We start from the raw sequence: 19,264 nt of genomic DNA, 5'->3' as shown, positions 1-19,264 counted from the left end.
GGCAATCACCCGCCCGCGCGTCCCCGCAGGCCCGGATCGACCACCGGGCCGCGCAGCGCATCGGCCCGCGCCTGCAGGGCGGCTGCACGGGCGGCGGTCGCATCCTCCAGCGGTGCGGGGTCGGTGCGGGCCGCGGTCGCATGGGCGGGCAGGGCGGGTTCGGCCAGCGCCTGTTCCGTCGGCAGCAGGCGGGGATAGTCCCCGTCGGCGGTGCAGGCGGCCAGCGTCAGCGCAAGGATCAGGGCGTGTCTCATGGCGGCGACGATACGCGGGCCGGGGGCGTCCGGCAACGCCTTCCCTCGGCCGTGGCCGCGCGCTAGACACGGGGCCATGGCCCGCACCACCGGTTCCCGCGCCGAAATCACCGGCCCCCTGATCCGCGACAAGGCCCGCCGCCTGTTCGCGCGGCAAGGCTATGCCGCCGTGTCGATGCGCCAGATCGCGGCCGCCGTGGGCGTGCAGGCCGGCGCGCTTTACGCCTATACGCCCGACAAGCAGGCGCTGCTGGCCGACCTGCTGGAAAGCCATATGCAGGAGCTGCTGGGCGCCTGGTCGGACGATCCGGCGGCCGATCCGCTGGGGCGGCTGGAACGCTTCGTGCGGTTCCACATCGATTTCAGCCTGGATCACAGCGACGCGGTGTTCCTGTCCTACATGGAGCTGCGCAACCTGACGCCCGACAATTTCGCCCGCATCGCGGCGCTGCGGGGCCGGTACGAGGCCGCGTTGGAGCAGATTCTCCGTGCCGGGGTCGCCTCCCGCTCCATGAGGATCGAGGATCCTAAGCTGACCACGCTGGCCCTGATCGCGATGCTGACCGGGGTGACGAACTGGTACCGCGAGGGCGGGCGCCTGGACCGGGGCCGCATCGCCCAGATCTACTGGGGGCTGGCCCGCGGCGCGGTGGGCGCCTGAAGGCGCTTGCTGCCCCCCGCGCCATGCCGGATAATCGCGCCCATGTCCCTGCCCCCCGGTTTCCTTGACGAGATTCGCAACCGCGTCCCGATCAGCCGGGTGATCGGCAAGAAGGTCACGTGGGATCTGCGCAAGTCGAACCAGGCGCGCGGCGACTGGTGGGCACCGTGCCCCTTCCACCAGGAAAAGTCCGCCAGCTTTCACTGCGACGACCAGAAGGGCTATTATTACTGCTTCGGCTGTCAGGCCAAGGGCGACGCCATCGGTTTCCTGCGCGACCATGACGGGATGGAGTTCATGGAGGCGGTCAAGCTCTTGGCCGCCGAAGCCGGGCTGACCATGCCCGAACCCGACCCCCGTGCCCGCGAAAAGACCGACAGGCGGACGCGGCTGCTGGAGGTGACGGAGGCCGCCTGCCGCTGGTTCCGCCTGCAGTTGCAGACCGGCGCCGCGGCGGATGCGCGCGATTACCTGGACCGCCGCGGCCTGGACGCGGCCGCACTGGACCGGTTCGAGATCGGCTTTGCCCCCGATCACCGCACCGCCCTGACCGCGGCCCTGCGCGACAAGGGCTTTGCCGAAGACCAGATCGTCGAGGCCGGCATGTCCGCCCGGCCCGAAGGCGGCGGCGCGGCCTATGACCGGTTCCGGGGGCGCATCATCTTTCCGATCCGCGACGGACAGGGCCGCTGCATCGGCTTCGGCGGCCGGGCGATGGACCCGAACGCGCGGGCGAAATACCTCAACAGCCCGGAAACGCCGCTTTTTGACAAGGGGCGCAACCTGTACAATCTGGGCCCTGCGCGCAGCGCGGTCGCCAAGGGTCAGCGGCTGGTCGTGGCCGAAGGCTACATGGACGTGATCGCCCTGGCCCGCGCGGGGTTCGAGGGGGCGGTGGCCCCCCTGGGCACCGCCATCACCGAGGAGCAACTGCGCCTGATGTGGCGCGTCTCACCCGAACCGGTGATCGCGCTAGACGGCGATGCGGCGGGCCAGCGCGCGGCGCAGCGGCTGATCGACCTGGCGTTGCCGCTGACCGGACCCGAACAGGCACTGCGCTTTGTCATTTTGCCCGCGGGGCAGGATCCCGACGATCTGATCAAGGCATCCGGCCCGGGCGCGATGGGGGCGCTGCTGGATCAGGCACGGCCCATGCTGGACCTGCTCTGGGGGCGCGAGACGCAGGGGCAGGTCTTCGACAGTCCGGAACGCAAGGCGGCCCTGGATCGCCGCCTGGCCGAAGCTGTCGCCCGCATCCCCGATGAACGCACCCGCGCGCTGTACTCCGAGGATATCCGGCGCAAGCAGTGGGAGCTGTTCGGCGGTGGCGCCCGCAAGACCACCCCGCGGGGGGGCGCGGCCGGGCGTGGCCCGGCCCGGCGCCAAGGGGCCTCGATGGCCCCGCGGGCGCCGTCCCTGCCGGTGGGGATCAACGTCCCGGAGCAGGGAGAGGGGACGCTGGAGGGCGCTGCCTTGCTGATCTGTGCGTTGCGCCCTTCGGTCGTGGCGCATGTCGAGGCGCGTCTTGAACGCGTGCTGCCGCGCGACCCGGACCGCGCGGCGCTGCTTCATGATCTGCTGACCCACACCGACAGCCCGGCCGGGCGGCGCGGCCTTGAAACCCTGCGCCGCGACGCCCATCTGGGCCTGACGCCCGCAATCATCGAACGGAAGGACGACGACGGCGCCGTGACGATGCTGCTGGATCTTCTGGACCGCATCGAGGTCGCGCGCGCCACGACGCACGAACTGCCCCGCGCCGAATCCGAGATCCAGGGAGAGGCCGATGAGGGACTGACATGGCGCATCAGCCAGATCACCCGCGCCCGCCACCGGGCCGAGAACCCCGAGATGGAGACGTCGGGCGACATGAACGAGGATCGCGACGCCATGTCGGCGCAATTGTCGGATTGGCTGTCGGGCCAGATCTGGCGCAAGCCGCCCCGGCGGTGACCGCGATTCGCAACCCCCGGGGGTTGCGAATCATCAGCGCGCCCGGCCTTTGATTCGGCCGGGAAGCACGTTAGAACCGAAGCAACTTTGCGACGATTCGCACGCACATGCGAATCACCCGCCCACGATCTCGCCGAGAAGGAGCCCTGGATGGCCGCCAAGGACGATGACCACGACAAGACCGACAAGGACGACAATGCCCATACGCTGGACATGAGCCAGGCGGCGGTCAAGAAAATGATCGCCGAGGCACGCGAGCGTGGCTACATCACCTACGACCAGCTGAACGCCGTCCTGCCGCCCGAGCAGGTCAGCAGCGAGCAGATCGAGGACGTCATGTCAATGCTGTCCGAAATGGGCATCAACGTCATCGAGGACGACGACGCCGCCGAGGAGTCGGAGGGCGGGGCCATCGTCACCACCGGGTCCGGGTCGCGCGAACTGGCCGTGTCGGCCAGCGAGACCGAAAAGCTGGACCGCACCGACGACCCCGTCCGCATGTATCTGCGCGAGATGGGATCGGTCGAGTTGCTCTCCCGCGAGGGCGAGATCGCCATCGCCAAGCGGATCGAGGCGGGCCGCAACACCATGATCGCGGGCCTGTGCGAGAGCCCGCTGACGTTCAAGGCCATCACGCTGTGGCGCGAGGAGCTTCTGGACGAAGAGATCCTGCTGCGCGACGTCATCGACCTCGAGACCACCTTCGGCCAGTCCATGGACGACGAGGAGGCCGAGGAGGTCGAACTGACCGTCGAGGGCGAGGCCAGCCCTGCCGCGACCAAGCGCGAGGAGTTCGACGCCGACGGCAACCCGCTGCGCGTCGAGGATGACGAGGACGAGGACGAGGGCGCCAACCTGTCGCTAGCCGCGATGGAGGCAAGCCTCAAGCCCAAGGTCCTGGAGACGCTGGAAGCCATCGCCCATCACTACGAGGGGCTGGCCGACATGCAGGACCAGCGCATGTCCGCGACGCTGAACGAGGACAACAGCTTCTCGGCCAGTGCCGAGAGCGACTATCAGAACCTGCGGTCGGAAATCGTCGTCCTGGTGAACTCGCTGCACCTCAACAGCGGCCGGATCGAGGCGCTTGTCGATCAGCTTTACGGCATCAACCGCCGGATCGTCACCATCGACAGCGGCATGGTCAAGCTGGCCGACGCGGCCCGCATCAACCGCCGCGAGTTCATCGACGCCTATCGCGGCAGCGAACTGGACCCGAACTGGGTGGACCGCATGTCCGCGCAGGCCGGGCGCGGCTGGCAGGCGCTGTTCGACCGGTCGCGCGACCAGGTCGAGCGTCTGCGCGGCGACATGGCCGAGGTCGGCCAGTATGTCGGCGTGGATATCGAGGAGTTCCGCCGCATCGTGGCCCAGGTCCAGCGCGGCGAGAAGGAGGCCCGTCAGGCCAAGAAGGAGATGGTCGAGGCCAACCTGCGCCTGGTCATCTCGATCGCCAAGAAATACACGAACCGCGGCCTGCAGTTCCTGGACCTGATCCAGGAGGGCAACATCGGCCTGATGAAGGCCGTGGACAAGTTCGAATACCGCCGCGGCTACAAGTTTTCGACCTATGCGACCTGGTGGATCCGTCAGGCGATCACCCGGTCCATCGCGGATCAGGCGCGGACGATCCGCATCCCGGTCCACATGATCGAGACGATCAACAAGCTGGTCCGCACCGGCCGCCAGATGCTGCACGAGATCGGCCGCGAACCGACCCCCGAGGAACTTGCCGAGAAGCTGCAGATGCCGCTGGAGAAGGTCCGCAAGGTGATGAAGATCGCCAAGGAGCCGATCAGCCTGGAGACCCCGATCGGGGACGAGGAGGACAGCCAGCTTGGCGATTTCATCGAGGACAAGAACGCCGTCCTGCCGCTGGACAGCGCCATCCAGGAGAACCTCAAGGAGACCACGACCCGCGTCCTGGCAAGCCTGACGCCGCGCGAGGAACGGGTGCTGCGCATGCGCTTCGGCATCGGCATGAACACCGACCACACCCTGGAGGAGGTCGGCCAGCAGTTCAGCGTGACCCGCGAACGCATCCGCCAGATCGAGGCCAAGGCATTGCGCAAGCTGAAGCATCCGTCGCGGAGCAGAAAGCTGCGGTCCTTCCTTGACCAGTGATCTGGACGACCTGCAGGGCCTGGGCTTTGTCCTCTACCGCAGCACCGCGCGTGCTGGTCTGGACGGCTCGGCCATGCAGGACATCCTGCGCACCGCGCGCCATCGCAACCAGTCGCTTGGCCTGACCGGATGCCTGCACCACGAGGACGGCCTGTTCTTCCAGTGGCTGGAGGGACCGGCCGACGGCCTGCGGAAGGTGGTGGCGTCGCTGATGGACGACGACCGTCATTGCGATTTCGAGATTCTGGACCAGGGCGCTTTGGATCACCGGCGCTTTCAGGATTGGCGGATGCGTTTCTCGGACCGGGACAGGGCATCGCTGATGGACTGGTTCGCACGGTCCGACAGTTCGACCGTGCATCGCGGGGATTATGCGGGCGGCGTGGTCGCCTTCATGATGGGCCTCGATCTCTGACAGCGCCTTGCGCTTGCGGCACAAACTGTGAACACTGCCCCGAAACGACGGGGTGATGACAGGATGCAGTTCGACGATGCCGGGGCGTGGCTTTCCGACATGACGGTGATCGGGCCGGCCTTGGCGGTCGCGCTGGCGCTGCTGCTGTGGTGGCGCGGGCAGGTGGCACTGTCGCGGATGCGTGGGCGCGCGACACTGGCCGAGGATCGACTGCACGAGGCGAACCTGGACCGCACCCGCGCGCAGACCCGGGCCGAGGCGCAGGATGCCCGCCTTGCCGATCTGACCGAGGAGCGGGACGGTCTGACCGACGCGCTGCATCACGCCCGCCGGCAGGCGGCGCAGCTGGAGACAAGTCTGGCCGAAACACGCCTGCGCGCCGAGAAAGACGCCGAGGCCAGCGCGCGCGAGGTTGCCACCCTGCGGGAACTGCGCGCCGAGATGACCCAGCAGTTCAAGCTGCTGTCGGCAGAGACGCTGCGCGCGCAGCAGGACGATCTGCAGCGGTTGCAGAACGACCAGCTGGCGGCCCTGCTGACCCCGTTCCGCGATCAGGTCGGCCGGTTCCAGACAGAGCTGCAGGCCCGAAACAAGGTGCTGGACGAGGAATCGGCCCGCCTGCGCGAACAGATCCTGTCCCTGCACAACCGCAGCGAACAGATCAGCCGCGAGGCCGTCAACCTGACCCGCGCCCTGAAGGGCGACAAGCAGCAGCAGGGTGCCTGGGGCGAGATGGTTCTGGAACGCATCCTGGAGGATTCGGGGCTGATGGCCGGGACGCATTACGACCTGCAGTCCAGCTGGCGCGACGATGACGGCAAGCTGTGGCGTCCCGACGTGGTGGTCAAGATGCCGCGCGGCAAGGTCATGGTCATCGACAGCAAGGTGTCGCTGAACGATTACGAGGCTTCGGTGACGCTGGACGATCCGGCGGCCTCTGCCGCGGCGCTGCGCCGTCACGTGGCCGCCATCCGCACGCACATCGCCACGCTGTCGGGCAAGGGCTATCAGCGGATGGACGACAACTCCGTCGATTACGTGCTGATGTTCATCCCGATCGAGGGGGCGTTCTCGGACGCGCTGCGGGCCGATCCCGCATTGGCGGCATTCGCGATGGAACGCCGCGTGGGACTGACGACGCCCACGACGCTGATGCTGACGCTGCGCACGGTCGATCACATCTGGGCGGTCGAGCGGCGCGAAAGCAACGCGCTGGAGATCGCGCGCCGAGCGGGGCAACTGTATGACAAGGTCGCGGGCTTCGTCGAGGCGATGGACGGCGTCGGCCGCGCGCTGGAACAGGCCAACCGTGCCCACGGTCAGGCGATGGATAGGCTGACGCGCGGGTCCGGCAATGTCATCCGTCAGGTCGAGATGCTGCGGTCCCTGGGCGCGCGTGCCAGCAAGCAGATCGACCTTGACCATGACCGCGACGATGCCCTGCTGGGCCCGGAGGCCGCCGAATGATGCATGTCCTGACCGTCGCCACGCAGGGGCCCGCCTGTCACGACATCACTGCGGAACTGGCCGATTGGCTGCGTTCCGGCGGCGCGGTCCGGGGGGTTCTGACCCTGATCGTGCAGCATACGTCCGCGTCTCTGTTGATCCAGGAGAATGCCGACCCCGAGGTGCAGGCTGACCTACTGGCATGGCTGGACCGTCTGGCCCCGCCCGCCGACGATCCGTCCATGGGCTGGATCACGCACCGCTATGAGGGGCCTGACGACATGCCCGCGCATCTGAAGGCGGCCGTTTTGCCAACGACCCTGCAGATCCCGGTCGACCGGGGTCGGATGATAATGGGCCGCTGGCAGGGCATCTATCTGGTGGAACACCGCCGGGCCCCACATCGGCGTCAGGTCGTGGCGATGTTCGCGCCTCAGGCCTGAGGCATCAGATACACCTCGCGGATCGCGGCGCGGTCCGGGGCGGTGATCATGTGTATGACGGCGGCGGCGACATCGTCCGGCTGCAGCTTGTCCGGGGCGCCGTCGTCAAAGAATGCGGTGTCGACCATCCCCGGTGCCACGACGCAGCAGCGCCCGCCCCATTCGCGCATCTCTTCGGCCAAGTTGCCGGCATAGCCATGCACGAACCACTTGGTCGCGCCATAGATCGAGCCCTTGATGTGCTGGCGTCCCGCCGCGGACCCGGTCAGTACCAGCGTTCCCCGCGTCTTGCGCAGATGCGGCAGCAGGGCGCGCGCCGTCAGGACCACGCCCATGACGTTCAGGTCGATCATCCCGCGAATGTCGTCCAAATCGCCCGCCTCGGTCCCCGGCTTGGAAAGGCCGCGCCCCGCATTGGCATAGGCCGCGTCGATGCCGCCGAAATGGTCGGCGACCTGGGCCGCGGCGGCGGTCAGCGCGTCGATGTCGGTGGCATCGCCGCTGACGACCATCGCCCGGTCGCCCAGTTCCTTCGCCAAGGCGGACAGCTTGTCCGCGGACCGGGCGAACAGCGCGACGTTCCAGCCGGCGGCAACGGCGGCGCGCGCGGTCGCCGCACCGATGCCGGAGGAGGCGCCGGTGATGAACAGGGTCTGGGTCATGGATGCCTCAATCGGTTGAATCCCGCAGGAAATTACGGGCGGCAACGCGGCATTCGGGCCACAGGTTCCAGGGGGCCTATCTTGTGGGCTGTGGATAAAGCTACCCAATCCCTGCCAAGGTGCCTATAGTGACGGTGGATCGCCTTGGCACAGGGACAACGGAATGCGCTGCCCGTTTTGCGGAAATGTCGATACCCAGGTCAAGGACTCGCGCCCGGCCGAGGATAACGTGGCGATCCGCCGTCGTCGCTTCTGCCCGTCCTGCAGCGGGCGTTTCACAACCTATGAACGCGTCCAGCTGCGCGATCTTGTCGTGGTCAAGACGAATGGCCGCCGCGAGGATTTCGACCGCGACAAGATGGCCCGGTCGATCCGCATCGCCATGCAGAAGCGACCGGTCGAGCCGGAACGCATCGAACAGATGATCAGCGGCATCGTCCGCAGGCTTGAAAGCACCGGAGAGACCGACATCCCGTCCAAGACCATCGGCGAGATCGTGATGGAGGCTTTGTCGCGCATCGACAATGTGGGCTATGTCCGGTTCGCCAGCGTCTACAAGAACTTTCAGGATGCGGACGACTTCGACAAGTTCGTGTCCGAGCTGCGCCCCGGCGCCGCCAACGATTGACCCCCGATCCGACAGAAGACGCCCGGCACATGGCCCATGCCCTGCGCCTGGCGCGGCGCGGCCTGGGCAACGTCTGGCCGAACCCCGCGGTGGGCTGCGTGCTGTTGCGCGACGGTCGCGTCGTCGGACGCGGCTGGACCCAGCCCGGCGGCAGGCCGCATGCCGAACGCATGGCACTGGACCAGGCGGGACCGCTGGCGGCGGGAGCGACCGCCTATGTCACGCTGGAGCCCTGCGCCCATCACGGCCGCACACCGCCTTGCGCCGCGGGGCTGGTCGGCGCGGGTGTTGCGCGGGTGGTGACGGCGCTGACCGACCCGGACCCGCGCGTGGCCGGGCGGGGTCACCAGATGCTGCGCGATGCTGGCATTCCGCTGATCGAAGGCGTGCTGGCGGATCAGGCCGCGGACTTGCAGGCGGGGTTCCTGCTGCGCATCACCGCGGGCCGCCCCTTCGTGACGCTGAAGCTGGCCAGCAGCCTGGACGGGCGCATCGCCATGGCCAGCGGGGAAAGCCGGTGGATCACCGGGCCCGCCGCCCGCGCACATGTCCATGCCCTGCGCGCGCAGCATGACGCGATCATGGTCGGCGGAGCGACGGCACGCACCGACCTGCCGCATCTGAACGTGCGCGGCATCCGCACGCCGCAGCAGCCGGTCCGCATTGTCGTATCGGCACAGGCCTTGCCACCATTGCCGCCGCAGGACGCCGATCACGGGCCGCTGTGGCGGGTCGACGGGCCCCCGGCAAAGGTCTTGGCCGATCTGGGGGCGCGCGGCATCACGCGGGTCTTTTGCGAAGGGGGCGGGCGGCTGGCTGCAAGCCTGCTGGCCGCGGGGCTGGTCGATCAGCTGGTCGGCTATACCGCCGGCCTGGCGCTTGGGGCAGAGGCGCGGCCGTTCTTGGGTCCGACCGGCTGGACGCATCTGGCCCAGGCACCGCGGTTTCGCCTGGCCGAGACGCGCGCCATTGGCGGCGATCTGTTCCATCGCTGGACCCGTGCCTGACTAGCGGCGCCAGATCCAGGCATGTCCGGCCAGCGCGCCCTGCGCCTTGGCCAGCAGCCGCAGGGCCGGTGGCGGATGCGCCTGTCCTTCCGCCAGCCGTTCCAGCGCCAGTTCGACCGGGCAGGGCAGGCCCGTCACCGGATCGCGATAGCGGGGATAGGCGATCAGGCACGCATGGACCAGCGCCGCCAGATCGGGGCGCGCCTGACGCCGGGCGGGCAAGGGACCTAGATCGCGCGTCAGCCCCCAGCCCGCATAGAAGGGCGCACCCAGCACAGTCACGGGCTTGCCTCGCAGCAGCGCCTCGAACCCCAGTGTCGAGGTGATTGTCCAAACCTCGTCCACGGCCTCGATCAGCGTGACAGGATCGGCGTGGGTGGCGACGTGATCGGCCAAGGCCGCCACCGATGCGGCATCGATCGCGCCGGGGCGTAACCCCGCCTCGACATCGGGATGCGGCTTGTAGATCAGGCAGGCATCCGGATTGTCCGCCCGCACCCGCGCCAACAGCGCCAGGTTGGTCCGTTCGGCGCCCGCGCCCTTCAGGATCGAGGCGTCATCTTCGACCTGTCCGGGCACCAGGATGCAGCGGCGCCCGTCGCGTGGGGGCAGGTCAATGGTCCCGCCCAGATTGTACTTGGTCAGCCGCGCGGCGATCAGCGCGGCGATCAGCCGTTCCGCCCTGTCCCGTCCGCAGGGCGGCGGGCCGCGAGAGATCAGCGCTTCCAGCCGGGAGGGCGCGGTCGGGTCGAAATAGATCCCCAGATCGTCGGCCACCACCGACAGGGGCGGGGTCAGCGCGGCACCAAGGCCGTTCGATCGCAGAAAGCCGTCCTCGACCCGGATCGCCTGCGGCACCTGAGGCGCAGCCCCGGCCCAAGCCAGGGTCACCTGCGGGCCGGGTTCAGCCGCAAAACGCAGCGGGCGGGCATCGCCGAATTCACGGGCCAGGAAGCGGCGCTTCCACAGACGCATGCCATAGGCCGTGTGGCCGTGCCGGTCCTGGCGAAAGGCGCGGGTCTCGGCCTCGATCTGATCCACCGCGCCTTCGAAATCGGTCAGACGGTCGCGGCAGGGGTCGTACCATGTGGGCCCGGTCAGGTGACTGGCGGCGAACAACGCCTCGCGCGTGGCGCGGCCGCGCCGGGCGGGCGGGGTTTCGTCATCGCTGAGGCCCCAGCCTGCATAGAACGGCTGACCGAACAGGCGCGGTCGGTGCCCGGCCAGCAAGGCCTCGTATCCCAGTTGAGAGCTGACGGCATAGACCGCATCGGCCCCCTCGACCAGTCGCCACGGGGATACCGCTGCGTCGCACAGCGTGTCGCCGGGACGCAGGTCCTCGGCGGTCAGATGGCCGGGCCGCAGCCCCGCCGCGGTTTCGGGATGAGTGCGGATCACGATGCGGCAGCCGGGATGTTCGTCACGCGCGGCCTGCAGCATCGTCAGAAACAAAGCGCGGTCCGCGCCGCGCAAGGATGCGTCGCCCCGCGTCTGATCGATGACCAAGACATAGCCGGGCGGCGGCAGCGGCGTGTCGGGATCATGAAAATTGTATTTCGAAAGATCCGCCGTGCGCAGCCGGGCCAGCAGGCGAACCGCGCGGTCGCGCGTGGCGGGTGCCAGCGGTTGTCCGATGAGGTGTTCCAGGCGGGAGGGCCGGTCAGGATCGAAATGCAGCCCCTGGGGGTCGATGATCAGTCCGACCGGACCGCGAGCCGCCAGTGTCCCCCGCGCCCGGCCGGGCAGAACCGATCGCAGCAAGGCGTCCTCGACCGTGATCAGCGGGCAGCCGTGGCGTCGCGCAATGGCCCGACCGCGCCATGCCGTCGGGCTATCGCCCCAGATGCCCACCGCATCGCCAGGCCGGGGCAGGGCCAGGACCGGACGGTGGCCGGCCAGCGTCAGGATGCGTGCGATCCGGGGGCGGGTCAGGAAACCAAGGTTGAAAACGCAAAGCCGCCGGGTTTCCCCGGCGGCTGAACGATCGTCTTGCGGCGTCGGTAGCAGATCAGTTGCCGATGCTGGACAGGCTGTCTGCGGTGGCGGCGCTGCCGGTGACGGCGGACAGGGTCTTCTGCCACTGGACGTAGGGCGCCTCGGTTACATAGACGGTGTCGCCGTCGCGGATGACGAAGTCGCGGGCCAGGAACAGGCCGTTGGGGCGCGTCAGGTCCAGGACATAGGCGAAGCGCTGCGTGCCGACGACCGGCTTGCCCAGAACGCGCGAGGCGACCGATTCCGGCTCGTCGCGCAGGACGAAGACGCCGGTGGGGTCGGCCAAGGCGCTGGTCAGACCGCCGACCATGGCGATGGCCTCGGCCGCATTGATCACCTCATTGCCCAGGGGCACGCGGGTCTGGCCGCCCAGGGCGCCGAGGGCGGTGAAGGTCCGCTGGTCTTCCTCGACCACGATCAGGTCGCCCGGGCGCAGGGCGATGTCGTTGGTGGGGCTGCTGTAGAGGTCGGTTAGCCAGACGCGGCCGCTGTCGTTGCCGCGTTTGACGGTCACGACGGCGACCTCGGGCTCGATGGCGACGCCGCCCGCACGGGCCAGCATGGCCGACAGCGACCGGGTCGGACGCTCGATCGGATAGACGCCCTGAGCGCCGACGCGGCCCACCACGGACACGGTCGCACCGTTGCCTGCGACGCGCTGGACGGTCACCTGCGGGTCGGGGGTTTGCGCGCTGAGCGCGTCAGTGATGACCTGGCGCAGCTGGTCGGGCGTGTTGCCCGCGGCGCGGACCCGGCCGGCATAGGGCACGAAGATGAAGCCGTCGCTGTCCACCTGGATTTCGGTCAGGGTGGTCGAGCTGGCGCCGAGCGAGGTCAGCAGACCGTCATCGACGTTCTCCCAGATCGACAGGCCAAGCGTGTCGCCGGCCCGGATCTCGTCCGCGCCGACCTGTCCGGCATTGCGGAAGCTGTTCGAGAACCCGTAGGCGGGTGCGAAGGCGGAGGCACGGGTGACGTGGTCGTTGACGTAGATCACCTGCGTGTTGCCGCCGCGTTCGACCGCGCCGTTGAAGATCTCGTTCTTGTTGGGGCCGGAACGGGGCAGCGCGCAAGCGGCCAGAAGGCTCATTGACGCGATCATCAGCATCCGCAGGGTGGTCGACGACCGGGATAAAACTGTCACCTCTGATACTCCATGTTGTCTGGTTCCGGCCTTGTATGCCGGTTTGCATCCACTGTAACCCTGTCCGCAAAGACAGGCTATATCATCTTGAGCAATGTCGGCGGGGCGTTGCCTTTCAGCCATGGCGGTCCGCCAGTTGCTGCCGCGGCAGGATTCGGCCGGTCGCCAGCGCCTGGTACGGGTCGTCCGGCGACAGCAGCATGTCGGCCACCAGGCGCAGCGCGTGGGCGCGCGACCGGCTGGCATAGAAGCCGCCGGGGATCTGGCTGGTCTGCAGCAGATAGTCGCGAAAGACGCGGTAGGCCTGCGGATCTGGGGCGTCAGGATCGGCCAGAAACTCCTCCAGCTTCTGCTCGGACACCAGCCCCGGCTTGTCATAGACGGCGCGGCCCAGGGTCTTGACGGGAATCCCGCGCCACAGGGCCTGCTGGCCGGCGGTAGAATTGACGGTGACCACGGCGCGGGCATGGGACAGGATCTCGGCCAGCTTGCCGCCGCGGACGTAATGTACGCGGTCCGACACCCCATGTTCGGCAGCCGCCGCGTGGATGGCGGCGCGGTTCCCCGCGCGACCGTCCTCCAGCGGGTGGGCCTTGAAGATCAGGTGGTGGTGTCGGGGGGCGGCGCGGGCGAACCCCTCGATCACGGTGCGGACGAACTGGGCGTTGCGGGTGAAGGGCGAATGTCCCAGGAAGTTGGAATCGTGTTCCAGCTGCATCAGGACCAGGTTGTAGGGCCAGCCCGACAGGCGCAGGCGCCGCCATTGCAGCGCGCGGCCCAGGTTGTAGGCCGGGGCCAGCACCAGCCGCCGCAGGTTGAGACGGAATTCCTGCACGACGCCGATCGCACGATGCCCCGAATAGGCGCGGTACCGGCCATTCGCGACCAGGATCAGGAAATGATAGAAGGCGCCGTAGAACTTGTGATGGCGCATATCGCCCCAATGGGCGGGCGGGCGGCGCACCTCGTTGATCTGCTCGCGCAGGGCGGCACGCATCTGGGCCAGCGGAATGCGCATCAGAACCGAGTTTCCGTTCGATCCCTGACGTTCATAACTGACCCAGTAGGGACGCAGATAGCCTTCCTCGAACACGTGGACGCGCAGGCCGCGGGCTGCGGCCAGGCGGCGGGCGGTGGCGTGGATCGGGCGGACATCGCCGTAGAGGACGATGTCGGTCACGCCCTTGTCGTCCAGGATCGCCGCCAGATGGTCGGGCCAGTCGTCGACGCTGCCCTGATGGCGGATGAAGCTTTTCGGGTCGGACCAGAAGAACTCGTCCCCCGCGTTGAAGCCGCAGCGCCAGACCACCGCCCCCGCCGCGCGCAGCAGCCGTCCAAGGCGGTCGAAGAACGGACCGTGGGGCCCCTGCAGCATTAGGAAGACCGGATCACCCTGCGCGGACACGCGGCCCGTCGGCGCGTGCGAGGTCTGGGGCAGGGGGGTGACGCCGGTCTGAATCATGGTCGACTTGAAAAGGAGGGGCGGCCGCAATGCCTGGGGCCATGCGTCAGACATGCCATGTCATGCCCCACCGATCCATCATTTTGTGCATCAAGCTTTAGCGGCCCGGCGCGGGGGCGGGGGCTTGGTGCTTGAACGGACAGGGCCGATGGCCTAGTTCGGACCAGGATCATTAGGGAAGGGCTGCGATGTTCACGGGGATCATCACGGATATCGGCATCGTCTGCGCGGTCGAGATGCGCGGCGACATGCGCGCGCGCATTGGCTGTGCCTATGACATGGCCGGCGTGGATCTGGGCGCCTCGATCGCCTGCGACGGCGTCTGCCTGACGGTCGTGGCCAAGGGCCCGGACTGGTTCGACGTCGACATCTCGGCCGAGACGCTGTCCAAGACCAGCATCGGCGCCGAGGGTTGGTCCGTGGGTCAGCGCCTGAACCTGGAACGCGCGCTGCGCGTCGGCGACGAGCTGGGCGGCCATATCGTCAGCGGCCATGTCGACGGCGTGGCCCAGATCACCGCCGCCGCGAAGGACGGCGACAGCCTGCGCCTGACCTTCGAGGCGCCCGCCGACCTGGCACGCTTCATCGCACAGAAGGGTTCGGTCACGCTGAACGGTACCTCGCTGACCGTGAACGAGGTCTTTGGCAACAGCTTCGGCATCAACCTGATCCCGCATACCCAGCAGGTGACCACCTGGGGCGATGCGGCGGTGGGCGATGTCGTAAACCTGGAAATCGACACGCTGGCCCGCTATGTCGCGCGGCTGGCCGAAGCCGGACAACCGATCGGCGCGTGACGCCTGCGTGAAGGACGAACAGATGCAATTCGAAGAACCCGGACCCGTCGAACGCGACCTGTCGGCCGCCATCTCTCCGATCGAGGACATCATCAACGAAGCCCGCAACGGCCGGATGTTCATCTTGGTCGACCACGAGGACCGCGAGAACGAGGGCGATCTGTGCATTCCCGCCCAGATGGCCACGCCGGATGCCATCAACTTCATGGCGACGCATGGGCGCGGGCTGATCTGCCTGACGCTGACCGCCGACCGGATCGAGACCCTGGGCCTGACGCTGATGAGCCCTAAGAACTCCAGCCGGCACGAGACCGCCTTCACCATGTCCATCGAGGCGCGCGAAGGCGTCACCACCGGCATCAGCGCCGCCGACCGCGCACGCACGATCAGCGTGGCGATCGACCCGACCAAGGGCGCGCCTGATATCGCTACGCCGGGCCACATCTTTCCGCTGCGCGCCCGCGACGGGGGCGTGCTGGTCCGCGCGGGCCACACCGAGGCCGCGGTCGACATTTCCCGCTTGGCCGGGCTGAACGCGTCGGGCGTGATCTGCGAGATCATGAATGACGACGGCAGCATGGCACGCCTGCCCGATCTGGTGGATTTCGCGCAGCGCCACGGGCTGAAGATCGGCACGATCAGCGACCTGATCCGCTATCGCCGCCGCCACGACAACCTGATCGCCGAGCGGTCGCAGAAGGCGGTTCATTCCGCCCATGGCGGCGACTGGATGATGCGGGTCTTTGCGGACGAGACGCAGGGAAGCGAGCATATCGTCCTGACCAAGGGCGATCTGACGACCCCCGAGCCGGTGCTGGTGCGGATGCACGCGCTGGACCCGCTGCACGACGTGCTGGGCGTCGGGCGCGAAAGCGCGGGCAGCCTGCCCGCGGCGATGCAGGCCATCGCCGACGAGGGGCGGGGCGTCGTCGTGCTGATCCGCGACCTGTCCCATGCGATCGCCGATCCGGGCGATGTCGGGCCGCATACCTTGCGTCAATACGGCCTGGGCGCGCAGATCCTGTCGGCCCTTGGCCTGTCGGACCTGATCCTGCTGACCAATTCGGCGCCGGTGAAGGTGGTTGGGCTTGACGCCTACGGCCTTTCCATCCATTCCACCCGGCCTATCCCCAAGGACTAGGTACATGGCCTCGAACACGCAACATCACGAACTGGCGCTGCCGCGTCTGGATGCTCCGGTGCGCCTGCTGGCGGTCGTGGCACCCTATTACAAGGACATCACCGACGGCCTGCTGTCGGGGGTCCGCGCCACGGCGGATGCCGCGGGCGCCAGCCTTGACGTGATCGAGGTGCCCGGCGCGCTGGAGATCCCCACCGCCGTGGGCCTTGCCGCCCGCAGCGGTCAGTATGACGGCTTCGTGGCCCTGGGCTGCGTCATCCGCGGAGAGACCACGCATTACGACACCGTCTGCAACGACAGCTCCCGCGCGCTGACGCTGCTGGGGCTGCAGGGCGTCTGCCTCGGCAACGGCATCCTGACGGTCGAGACGATGGCCCAGGCCCAGGTCCGCGCGGACCCGGCGGGTCAGAACAAGGGCGGGGGCGCCGCGGCGGCCGCGCTGCATCTGGTGGCACTTGCGCGCCGTTGGGCGGCGACACCGCAAAAGGCTGCGGCCCATGACGTGATCCGCTTGGCGGGCGAACTTGAAGGGCAAGGCAAGGCATGACCGACCACGACCAGGACAAGCGGCCCGACCGGCGCGCCCTCAGCAGCGCGGCGCGGATGTATGCCGTGCAGGCGCTGTTCCAGATGGAGGCCGCGGGTCAGTCCGCAGACCGTGTCACGCGCGAATTCCAGAACTTCCGCATTGATTTCGACGACCGCGACGGCCCGACCGATCAGGCCGACGAGGCGCTGTTCACCCGCATCGTCGACGACGTCGTCATGTGGCAGTCCAAGATCGACCAGGCCACCGACCGCGGGTTGGTGGCGAAATGGCCCATCGACCGGATCGATCCGGTGTTGCGCGCCGTGTTCCGCGCCGCTGGCGCCGAACTGGTGGCCGAACGTGCACCCGCCAAGGTGGTCATCACCGAATACGTCCGGCTGACGCAGGCCTTCTTTCCGGACGGCCGCGAGGCGCGCTTTGTGAATGCCGTGCTGGACCACATGGCGCGTGACTTCAAACCTGATTCCCTTGGCTGACGGACAGTCCCGTCATGACGATGCGGCCCGGATCCCTGATCCGGGCCGTTTTCGTTGGACGGACGGGTTCATTCGCTTGACAGACGCCTTGCACGTCGTGTCATTCTGACAGCGGGATCGTGGCATCTGTGCAACATTTATGATGCCTGAACGCCGTCAATATCTTGCCCAATATTAAGGCACTCACGCTGATGTTTCAGTTGGTTGTTTTTGCGGGCTTGAGTGACAGCATGGAACAAAACCCATAAAAACGTCGCGTTCCAAGTACGTTCGTCAAGTCGCGAGAAAGTTGCATCACCAAACATTACACGTCGTTTTCGGCAAGGTTTCGCCAGTTTCTGTCAAGACCCAAGCATGCTCACGATTGCGCGACTTGCAGAAGAAATGCGGTGGGCTTTGAACCGAAAGGGGGGGGCGCTAATTGATGTCCCAGCAGAGATGCTCTGGTGCCCGGAACGGGGCCGGGACAATCCTACTCAGCTCGTGAGGACGACGAAAATGAAAAAAGTTACGCTGCTGACCAGCACCGCCGCAATCCTGACCGCCCTGTCGGTTCCGGCATTCGCGCAATCCGAGATCTCGACCGGCGCCGACGCTGCCGGCGTGTCGGCCATCAACGACCGCATCACCGACATCGAAGAAGATGTGACCGACGCGTTCGACCGTGACAACGACGCTGACCGCTTCGGCCCCGCTGACCGTCGCCAGGGCCTGTTCGGCAACATGTCGCTGAGCTACACCGGCCGCACCGGCAACACCGACAACCAAGATCTGGCGATCGGTGGTCGCGTGAACTACAACCAGGGCGTGTTCGCGCAGAGCGTGGGCCTGTCGCTGGAATTCGGTGAAGACGATTTCGGCAACAAGGACCAGGAAGACGTCGCCGCGATCTATGACGCGCAGTACTACTTCAATGATCAGCTGTACGCCTTCGCCTTGGGCCGCATCAACCAGAACGGTCTGGTCGACGGCGTCCGCAACAGCCCGTCGCAGACCGATGAAGATTTCGCCGCTGAATTTGACGATTTCCGCACCGACGCGTTCCTGGGCTTCGGTCCCGGCTACCGCATCCTGAACTCCGAACAGACCACCTGGCGAGTTCAGGCCGGCGTTGGTGTGCGCTACACCAAGACGGGTGCGCAGGAACTGGGCGCGACCTTTGATGGCACCCCGGTCGCAGATTCCTCGGACACTTCGGTCGGCTACATTGCGTCGTCGCGTCTGTACCATCGCTTCAACGACAATATCTTCATCACGAATGATACCGACTACCTGGGTTCCGAAGACTCCTCGGACGTGATCACCAACGAGTTCGGCGTGAACTTCCGCGTCTCCGAACAGCTGGCAACCCGCGTGAGCTACACCAGTGAATACCAGGAAGACCGTGCGATCCGCACCGACAACACCGTCGGTCTGGCAGTGGTCTACGGCTTCTGATCCATCCCACGGGATGATTGGATGACGAAAGGGCGGCCCTCGGGCCGCCCTTTTGCGTATTGCGCCATGGCTTCGACAGGACTGCAGCATACGAGCATCTTCTGCTGAGACGTGTTGCATGGATGGGAGTGGGGAGGGTGTGGCGGGAACCGCAGCGACCGCGACGGCGACAGATTTCCCGAAAGCCTGATATATCAGGTGGGCACCGGGTAACGTGACCAGGGTCACGACAGAGCCAGCGCCCTCGGAAAACTTATAGGCCAGTGGAAATTTGGCCATACGCGGGAAGAGCAGAAGCCCGCCACAACTCAAATCTAGGCCCGCGCCGCATATTAATCAAGGTGGAGCCGCATCGGGGGGCGCCGACCGTATGCCAGATGCGGGTGAGGGCTCGTGAGTCGGTCTGGCGGCGAACCTGATTCTGTCCTGCAGCGCAGATAGAAGCAGAATTCTTCTGATAAAAATCATTCATAATCAGTGATATATGAAGTTTGTCGTGCGGGGATGTCATTTTCTTGTTGCGTGCATTTGTTCTCGGGCCTAAACACCGCTTCACCGAAGGCGGGAACGCTGGAGGGGCCGGGAAGGCGGCGCTGGGAAGCGCGGTTGGATCGGGAGACATTCTGGGGATTGGGTGACGGTTGTGGCGTCGAGTTGACGTCGTGATCG

The 19,264-nt window shown here is 67.1% G+C and carries 19 protein-coding genes; 13 read left to right on the top strand and 6 right to left on the bottom strand.

The annotated features are described in order from the left end of the window. Positions 1-5: 5 nt before the first annotated feature. A complete protein-coding gene (locus FHD67_RS14740) occupies positions 6-290 on the bottom strand; it encodes a hypothetical protein (RefSeq protein WP_176695145.1) in 285 nt (94 codons plus the stop codon). Positions 291-330: 40 nt separating this feature from the next. On the opposite strand from FHD67_RS14740, the gene FHD67_RS14735 reads away from it, so the two are divergent. The 6 genes from FHD67_RS14735 to FHD67_RS14710 all read left to right on the top strand — a co-directional run bounded on the left by FHD67_RS14735 (position 331) and on the right by FHD67_RS14710 (position 7,296). Beyond that, a complete protein-coding gene (locus FHD67_RS14735; protein WP_046000240.1) occupies positions 331-915 on the top strand; it encodes a TetR/AcrR family transcriptional regulator in 585 nt (194 codons plus the stop codon). Positions 916-957: 42 nt separating this feature from the next. After that, the gene (gene dnaG / locus FHD67_RS14730) at positions 958-2,868 is read left to right on the top strand and encodes a DNA primase (protein ID WP_139599137.1); all 1,911 of its coding nucleotides are present in this window, start codon (positions 958-960) and stop codon (positions 2,866-2,868) included. A gap of 150 nt (positions 2,869-3,018) precedes the next feature. Then, the gene (rpoD, locus tag FHD67_RS14725; protein WP_046000242.1) at positions 3,019-4,992 is read left to right on the top strand and encodes an RNA polymerase sigma factor RpoD; all 1,974 of its coding nucleotides are present in this window, start codon (positions 3,019-3,021) and stop codon (positions 4,990-4,992) included. Further along, a complete protein-coding gene (locus FHD67_RS14720; RefSeq protein ID WP_052715208.1) occupies positions 4,982-5,407 on the top strand; it encodes a BLUF domain-containing protein in 426 nt (141 codons plus the stop codon). Before rpoD ends, FHD67_RS14720 begins: the two co-directional genes overlap by 11 nt. A gap of 63 nt (positions 5,408-5,470) precedes the next feature. Beyond that, positions 5,471-6,874 carry a DNA recombination protein RmuC gene (locus FHD67_RS14715; RefSeq protein ID WP_139599136.1) on the top strand — a complete coding sequence of 468 codons (1,404 nt, stop codon included), beginning with the start codon at positions 5,471-5,473 and terminating at the stop codon, positions 6,872-6,874. Further along, positions 6,871-7,296: a secondary thiamine-phosphate synthase enzyme YjbQ gene (locus tag FHD67_RS14710; RefSeq protein ID WP_046000244.1), complete on the top strand. Its 426-nt coding sequence runs from the start codon at positions 6,871-6,873 to the stop codon at positions 7,294-7,296. The genes FHD67_RS14715 and FHD67_RS14710 overlap by 4 nt, the downstream gene beginning before the upstream one ends. On the opposite strand, the gene FHD67_RS14705 is transcribed toward FHD67_RS14710, so the two are convergent. Continuing rightward, positions 7,287-7,958, bottom strand: coding sequence for an SDR family oxidoreductase (locus FHD67_RS14705; RefSeq protein WP_139599135.1), 672 nt, complete (start codon positions 7,956-7,958; stop codon positions 7,287-7,289). The two genes, FHD67_RS14710 and FHD67_RS14705, sit on opposite strands and share 10 nt — an antisense overlap. A 163-nt stretch (positions 7,959-8,121) precedes the next feature. Between FHD67_RS14705 and nrdR the strand changes: the two genes are divergently transcribed. Both nrdR and ribD read left to right on the top strand, forming a co-directional pair. After that, a complete protein-coding gene (gene nrdR, locus FHD67_RS14700) occupies positions 8,122-8,586 on the top strand; it encodes a transcriptional regulator NrdR (RefSeq protein WP_045982052.1) in 465 nt (154 codons plus the stop codon). Then, positions 8,583-9,593 (top strand): bifunctional diaminohydroxyphosphoribosylaminopyrimidine deaminase/5-amino-6-(5-phosphoribosylamino)uracil reductase RibD, encoded by a 1,011-nt coding sequence (gene ribD, locus FHD67_RS14695; RefSeq protein ID WP_255352865.1) that lies wholly within the window; start codon positions 8,583-8,585, stop codon positions 9,591-9,593. The genes nrdR and ribD overlap by 4 nt, the downstream gene beginning before the upstream one ends. On the opposite strand, the gene FHD67_RS14690 is transcribed toward ribD, so the two are convergent. The 3 genes from FHD67_RS14690 to FHD67_RS14680 form a co-directional block, all read right to left on the bottom strand. Then, positions 9,594-11,600, bottom strand: a complete 2,007-nt coding sequence (locus tag FHD67_RS14690) for a capsular polysaccharide biosynthesis protein (RefSeq protein ID WP_139599134.1) — start codon at positions 11,598-11,600, stop codon at positions 9,594-9,596. Between the two features lies 1 nt (position 11,601). Then, positions 11,602-12,696, bottom strand: a complete 1,095-nt coding sequence (locus FHD67_RS14685) for a polysaccharide biosynthesis/export family protein (RefSeq protein WP_232303314.1) — start codon at positions 12,694-12,696, stop codon at positions 11,602-11,604. A 151-nt stretch (positions 12,697-12,847) separates the two neighbouring features. Then, positions 12,848-14,194 (bottom strand): capsule biosynthesis protein, encoded by a 1,347-nt coding sequence (locus tag FHD67_RS14680; RefSeq protein ID WP_139599133.1) that lies wholly within the window; start codon positions 14,192-14,194, stop codon positions 12,848-12,850. Between the two features lie 188 nt (positions 14,195-14,382). Between FHD67_RS14680 and FHD67_RS14675 the strand changes: the two genes are divergently transcribed. The 5 genes from FHD67_RS14675 to FHD67_RS14655 all read left to right on the top strand — a co-directional run bounded on the left by FHD67_RS14675 (position 14,383) and on the right by FHD67_RS14655 (position 18,595). Then, positions 14,383-14,991 carry a riboflavin synthase gene (locus FHD67_RS14675; protein WP_046000248.1) on the top strand — a complete coding sequence of 203 codons (609 nt, stop codon included), beginning with the start codon at positions 14,383-14,385 and terminating at the stop codon, positions 14,989-14,991. A 22-nt stretch (positions 14,992-15,013) separates the two neighbouring features. Further along, the gene (gene ribB, locus FHD67_RS14670) at positions 15,014-16,132 is read left to right on the top strand and encodes a 3,4-dihydroxy-2-butanone-4-phosphate synthase (protein WP_045982067.1); all 1,119 of its coding nucleotides are present in this window, start codon (positions 15,014-15,016) and stop codon (positions 16,130-16,132) included. A 4-nt stretch (positions 16,133-16,136) separates the two neighbouring features. Next, positions 16,137-16,679 carry a 6,7-dimethyl-8-ribityllumazine synthase gene (locus FHD67_RS14665; RefSeq protein WP_046000249.1) on the top strand — a complete coding sequence of 181 codons (543 nt, stop codon included), beginning with the start codon at positions 16,137-16,139 and terminating at the stop codon, positions 16,677-16,679. Further along, the gene (gene nusB, locus FHD67_RS14660) at positions 16,676-17,158 is read left to right on the top strand and encodes a transcription antitermination factor NusB (protein ID WP_045982058.1); all 483 of its coding nucleotides are present in this window, start codon (positions 16,676-16,678) and stop codon (positions 17,156-17,158) included. Before FHD67_RS14665 ends, nusB begins: the two co-directional genes overlap by 4 nt. Before the next feature lie 498 nt (positions 17,159-17,656). Next, a complete protein-coding gene (locus FHD67_RS14655; RefSeq protein ID WP_139599132.1) occupies positions 17,657-18,595 on the top strand; it encodes a DUF481 domain-containing protein in 939 nt (312 codons plus the stop codon). Between the two features lie 464 nt (positions 18,596-19,059). On the opposite strand, the gene FHD67_RS20715 is transcribed toward FHD67_RS14655, so the two are convergent. After that, a partial coding sequence (locus FHD67_RS20715; protein WP_218062320.1) for a hypothetical protein occupies positions 19,060-19,264 on the bottom strand: 205 nt, incomplete at its 5' end.

This window comes from Paracoccus haeundaensis, from assembly GCF_006239215.1.
GTDB lineage: Bacteria > Pseudomonadota > Alphaproteobacteria > Rhodobacterales > Rhodobacteraceae > Paracoccus > Paracoccus marcusii.
The sequence above is the reverse complement of the archived record's forward strand: the minus strand, read 5'-3'. Positions and strand labels throughout refer to the sequence as shown.

Bases quoted from the DNA above. Each gene is read 5' to 3' on its own strand.
- FHD67_RS14705 (WP_139599135.1), bottom strand. From the start codon at position 7,958: ATGACCCAGACCCTGTTCATCACCGGCGCCTCCTCCGGCATCGGTGCG.
- FHD67_RS14685 (WP_232303314.1), bottom strand. From the start codon at position 12,696: ATGCTGATGATCGCGTCAATGAGCCTTCTGGCCGCTTGCGCGCTGCCC.
- ribB (WP_045982067.1), top strand. From the start codon at position 15,014: ATGCAATTCGAAGAACCCGGACCCGTCGAACGCGACCTGTCGGCCGCC.
- FHD67_RS14715 (WP_139599136.1), top strand. From the start codon at position 5,471: ATGCAGTTCGACGATGCCGGGGCGTGGCTTTCCGACATGACGGTGATC.
- FHD67_RS14710 (WP_046000244.1), top strand. From the start codon at position 6,871: ATGATGCATGTCCTGACCGTCGCCACGCAGGGGCCCGCCTGTCACGAC.
- nusB (WP_045982058.1), top strand. From the start codon at position 16,676: ATGACCGACCACGACCAGGACAAGCGGCCCGACCGGCGCGCCCTCAGC.
- FHD67_RS14735 (WP_046000240.1), top strand. From the start codon at position 331: ATGGCCCGCACCACCGGTTCCCGCGCCGAAATCACCGGCCCCCTGATC.
- nrdR (WP_045982052.1), top strand. From the start codon at position 8,122: ATGCGCTGCCCGTTTTGCGGAAATGTCGATACCCAGGTCAAGGACTCG.
- dnaG (WP_139599137.1), top strand. From the start codon at position 958: ATGTCCCTGCCCCCCGGTTTCCTTGACGAGATTCGCAACCGCGTCCCG.
- FHD67_RS14665 (WP_046000249.1), top strand. From the start codon at position 16,137: ATGGCCTCGAACACGCAACATCACGAACTGGCGCTGCCGCGTCTGGAT.
- FHD67_RS14655 (WP_139599132.1), top strand. From the start codon at position 17,657: ATGAAAAAAGTTACGCTGCTGACCAGCACCGCCGCAATCCTGACCGCC.
- FHD67_RS14675 (WP_046000248.1), top strand. From the start codon at position 14,383: ATGTTCACGGGGATCATCACGGATATCGGCATCGTCTGCGCGGTCGAG.
- rpoD (WP_046000242.1), top strand. From the start codon at position 3,019: ATGGCCGCCAAGGACGATGACCACGACAAGACCGACAAGGACGACAAT.
- FHD67_RS14680 (WP_139599133.1), bottom strand. From the start codon at position 14,194: ATGATTCAGACCGGCGTCACCCCCCTGCCCCAGACCTCGCACGCGCCG.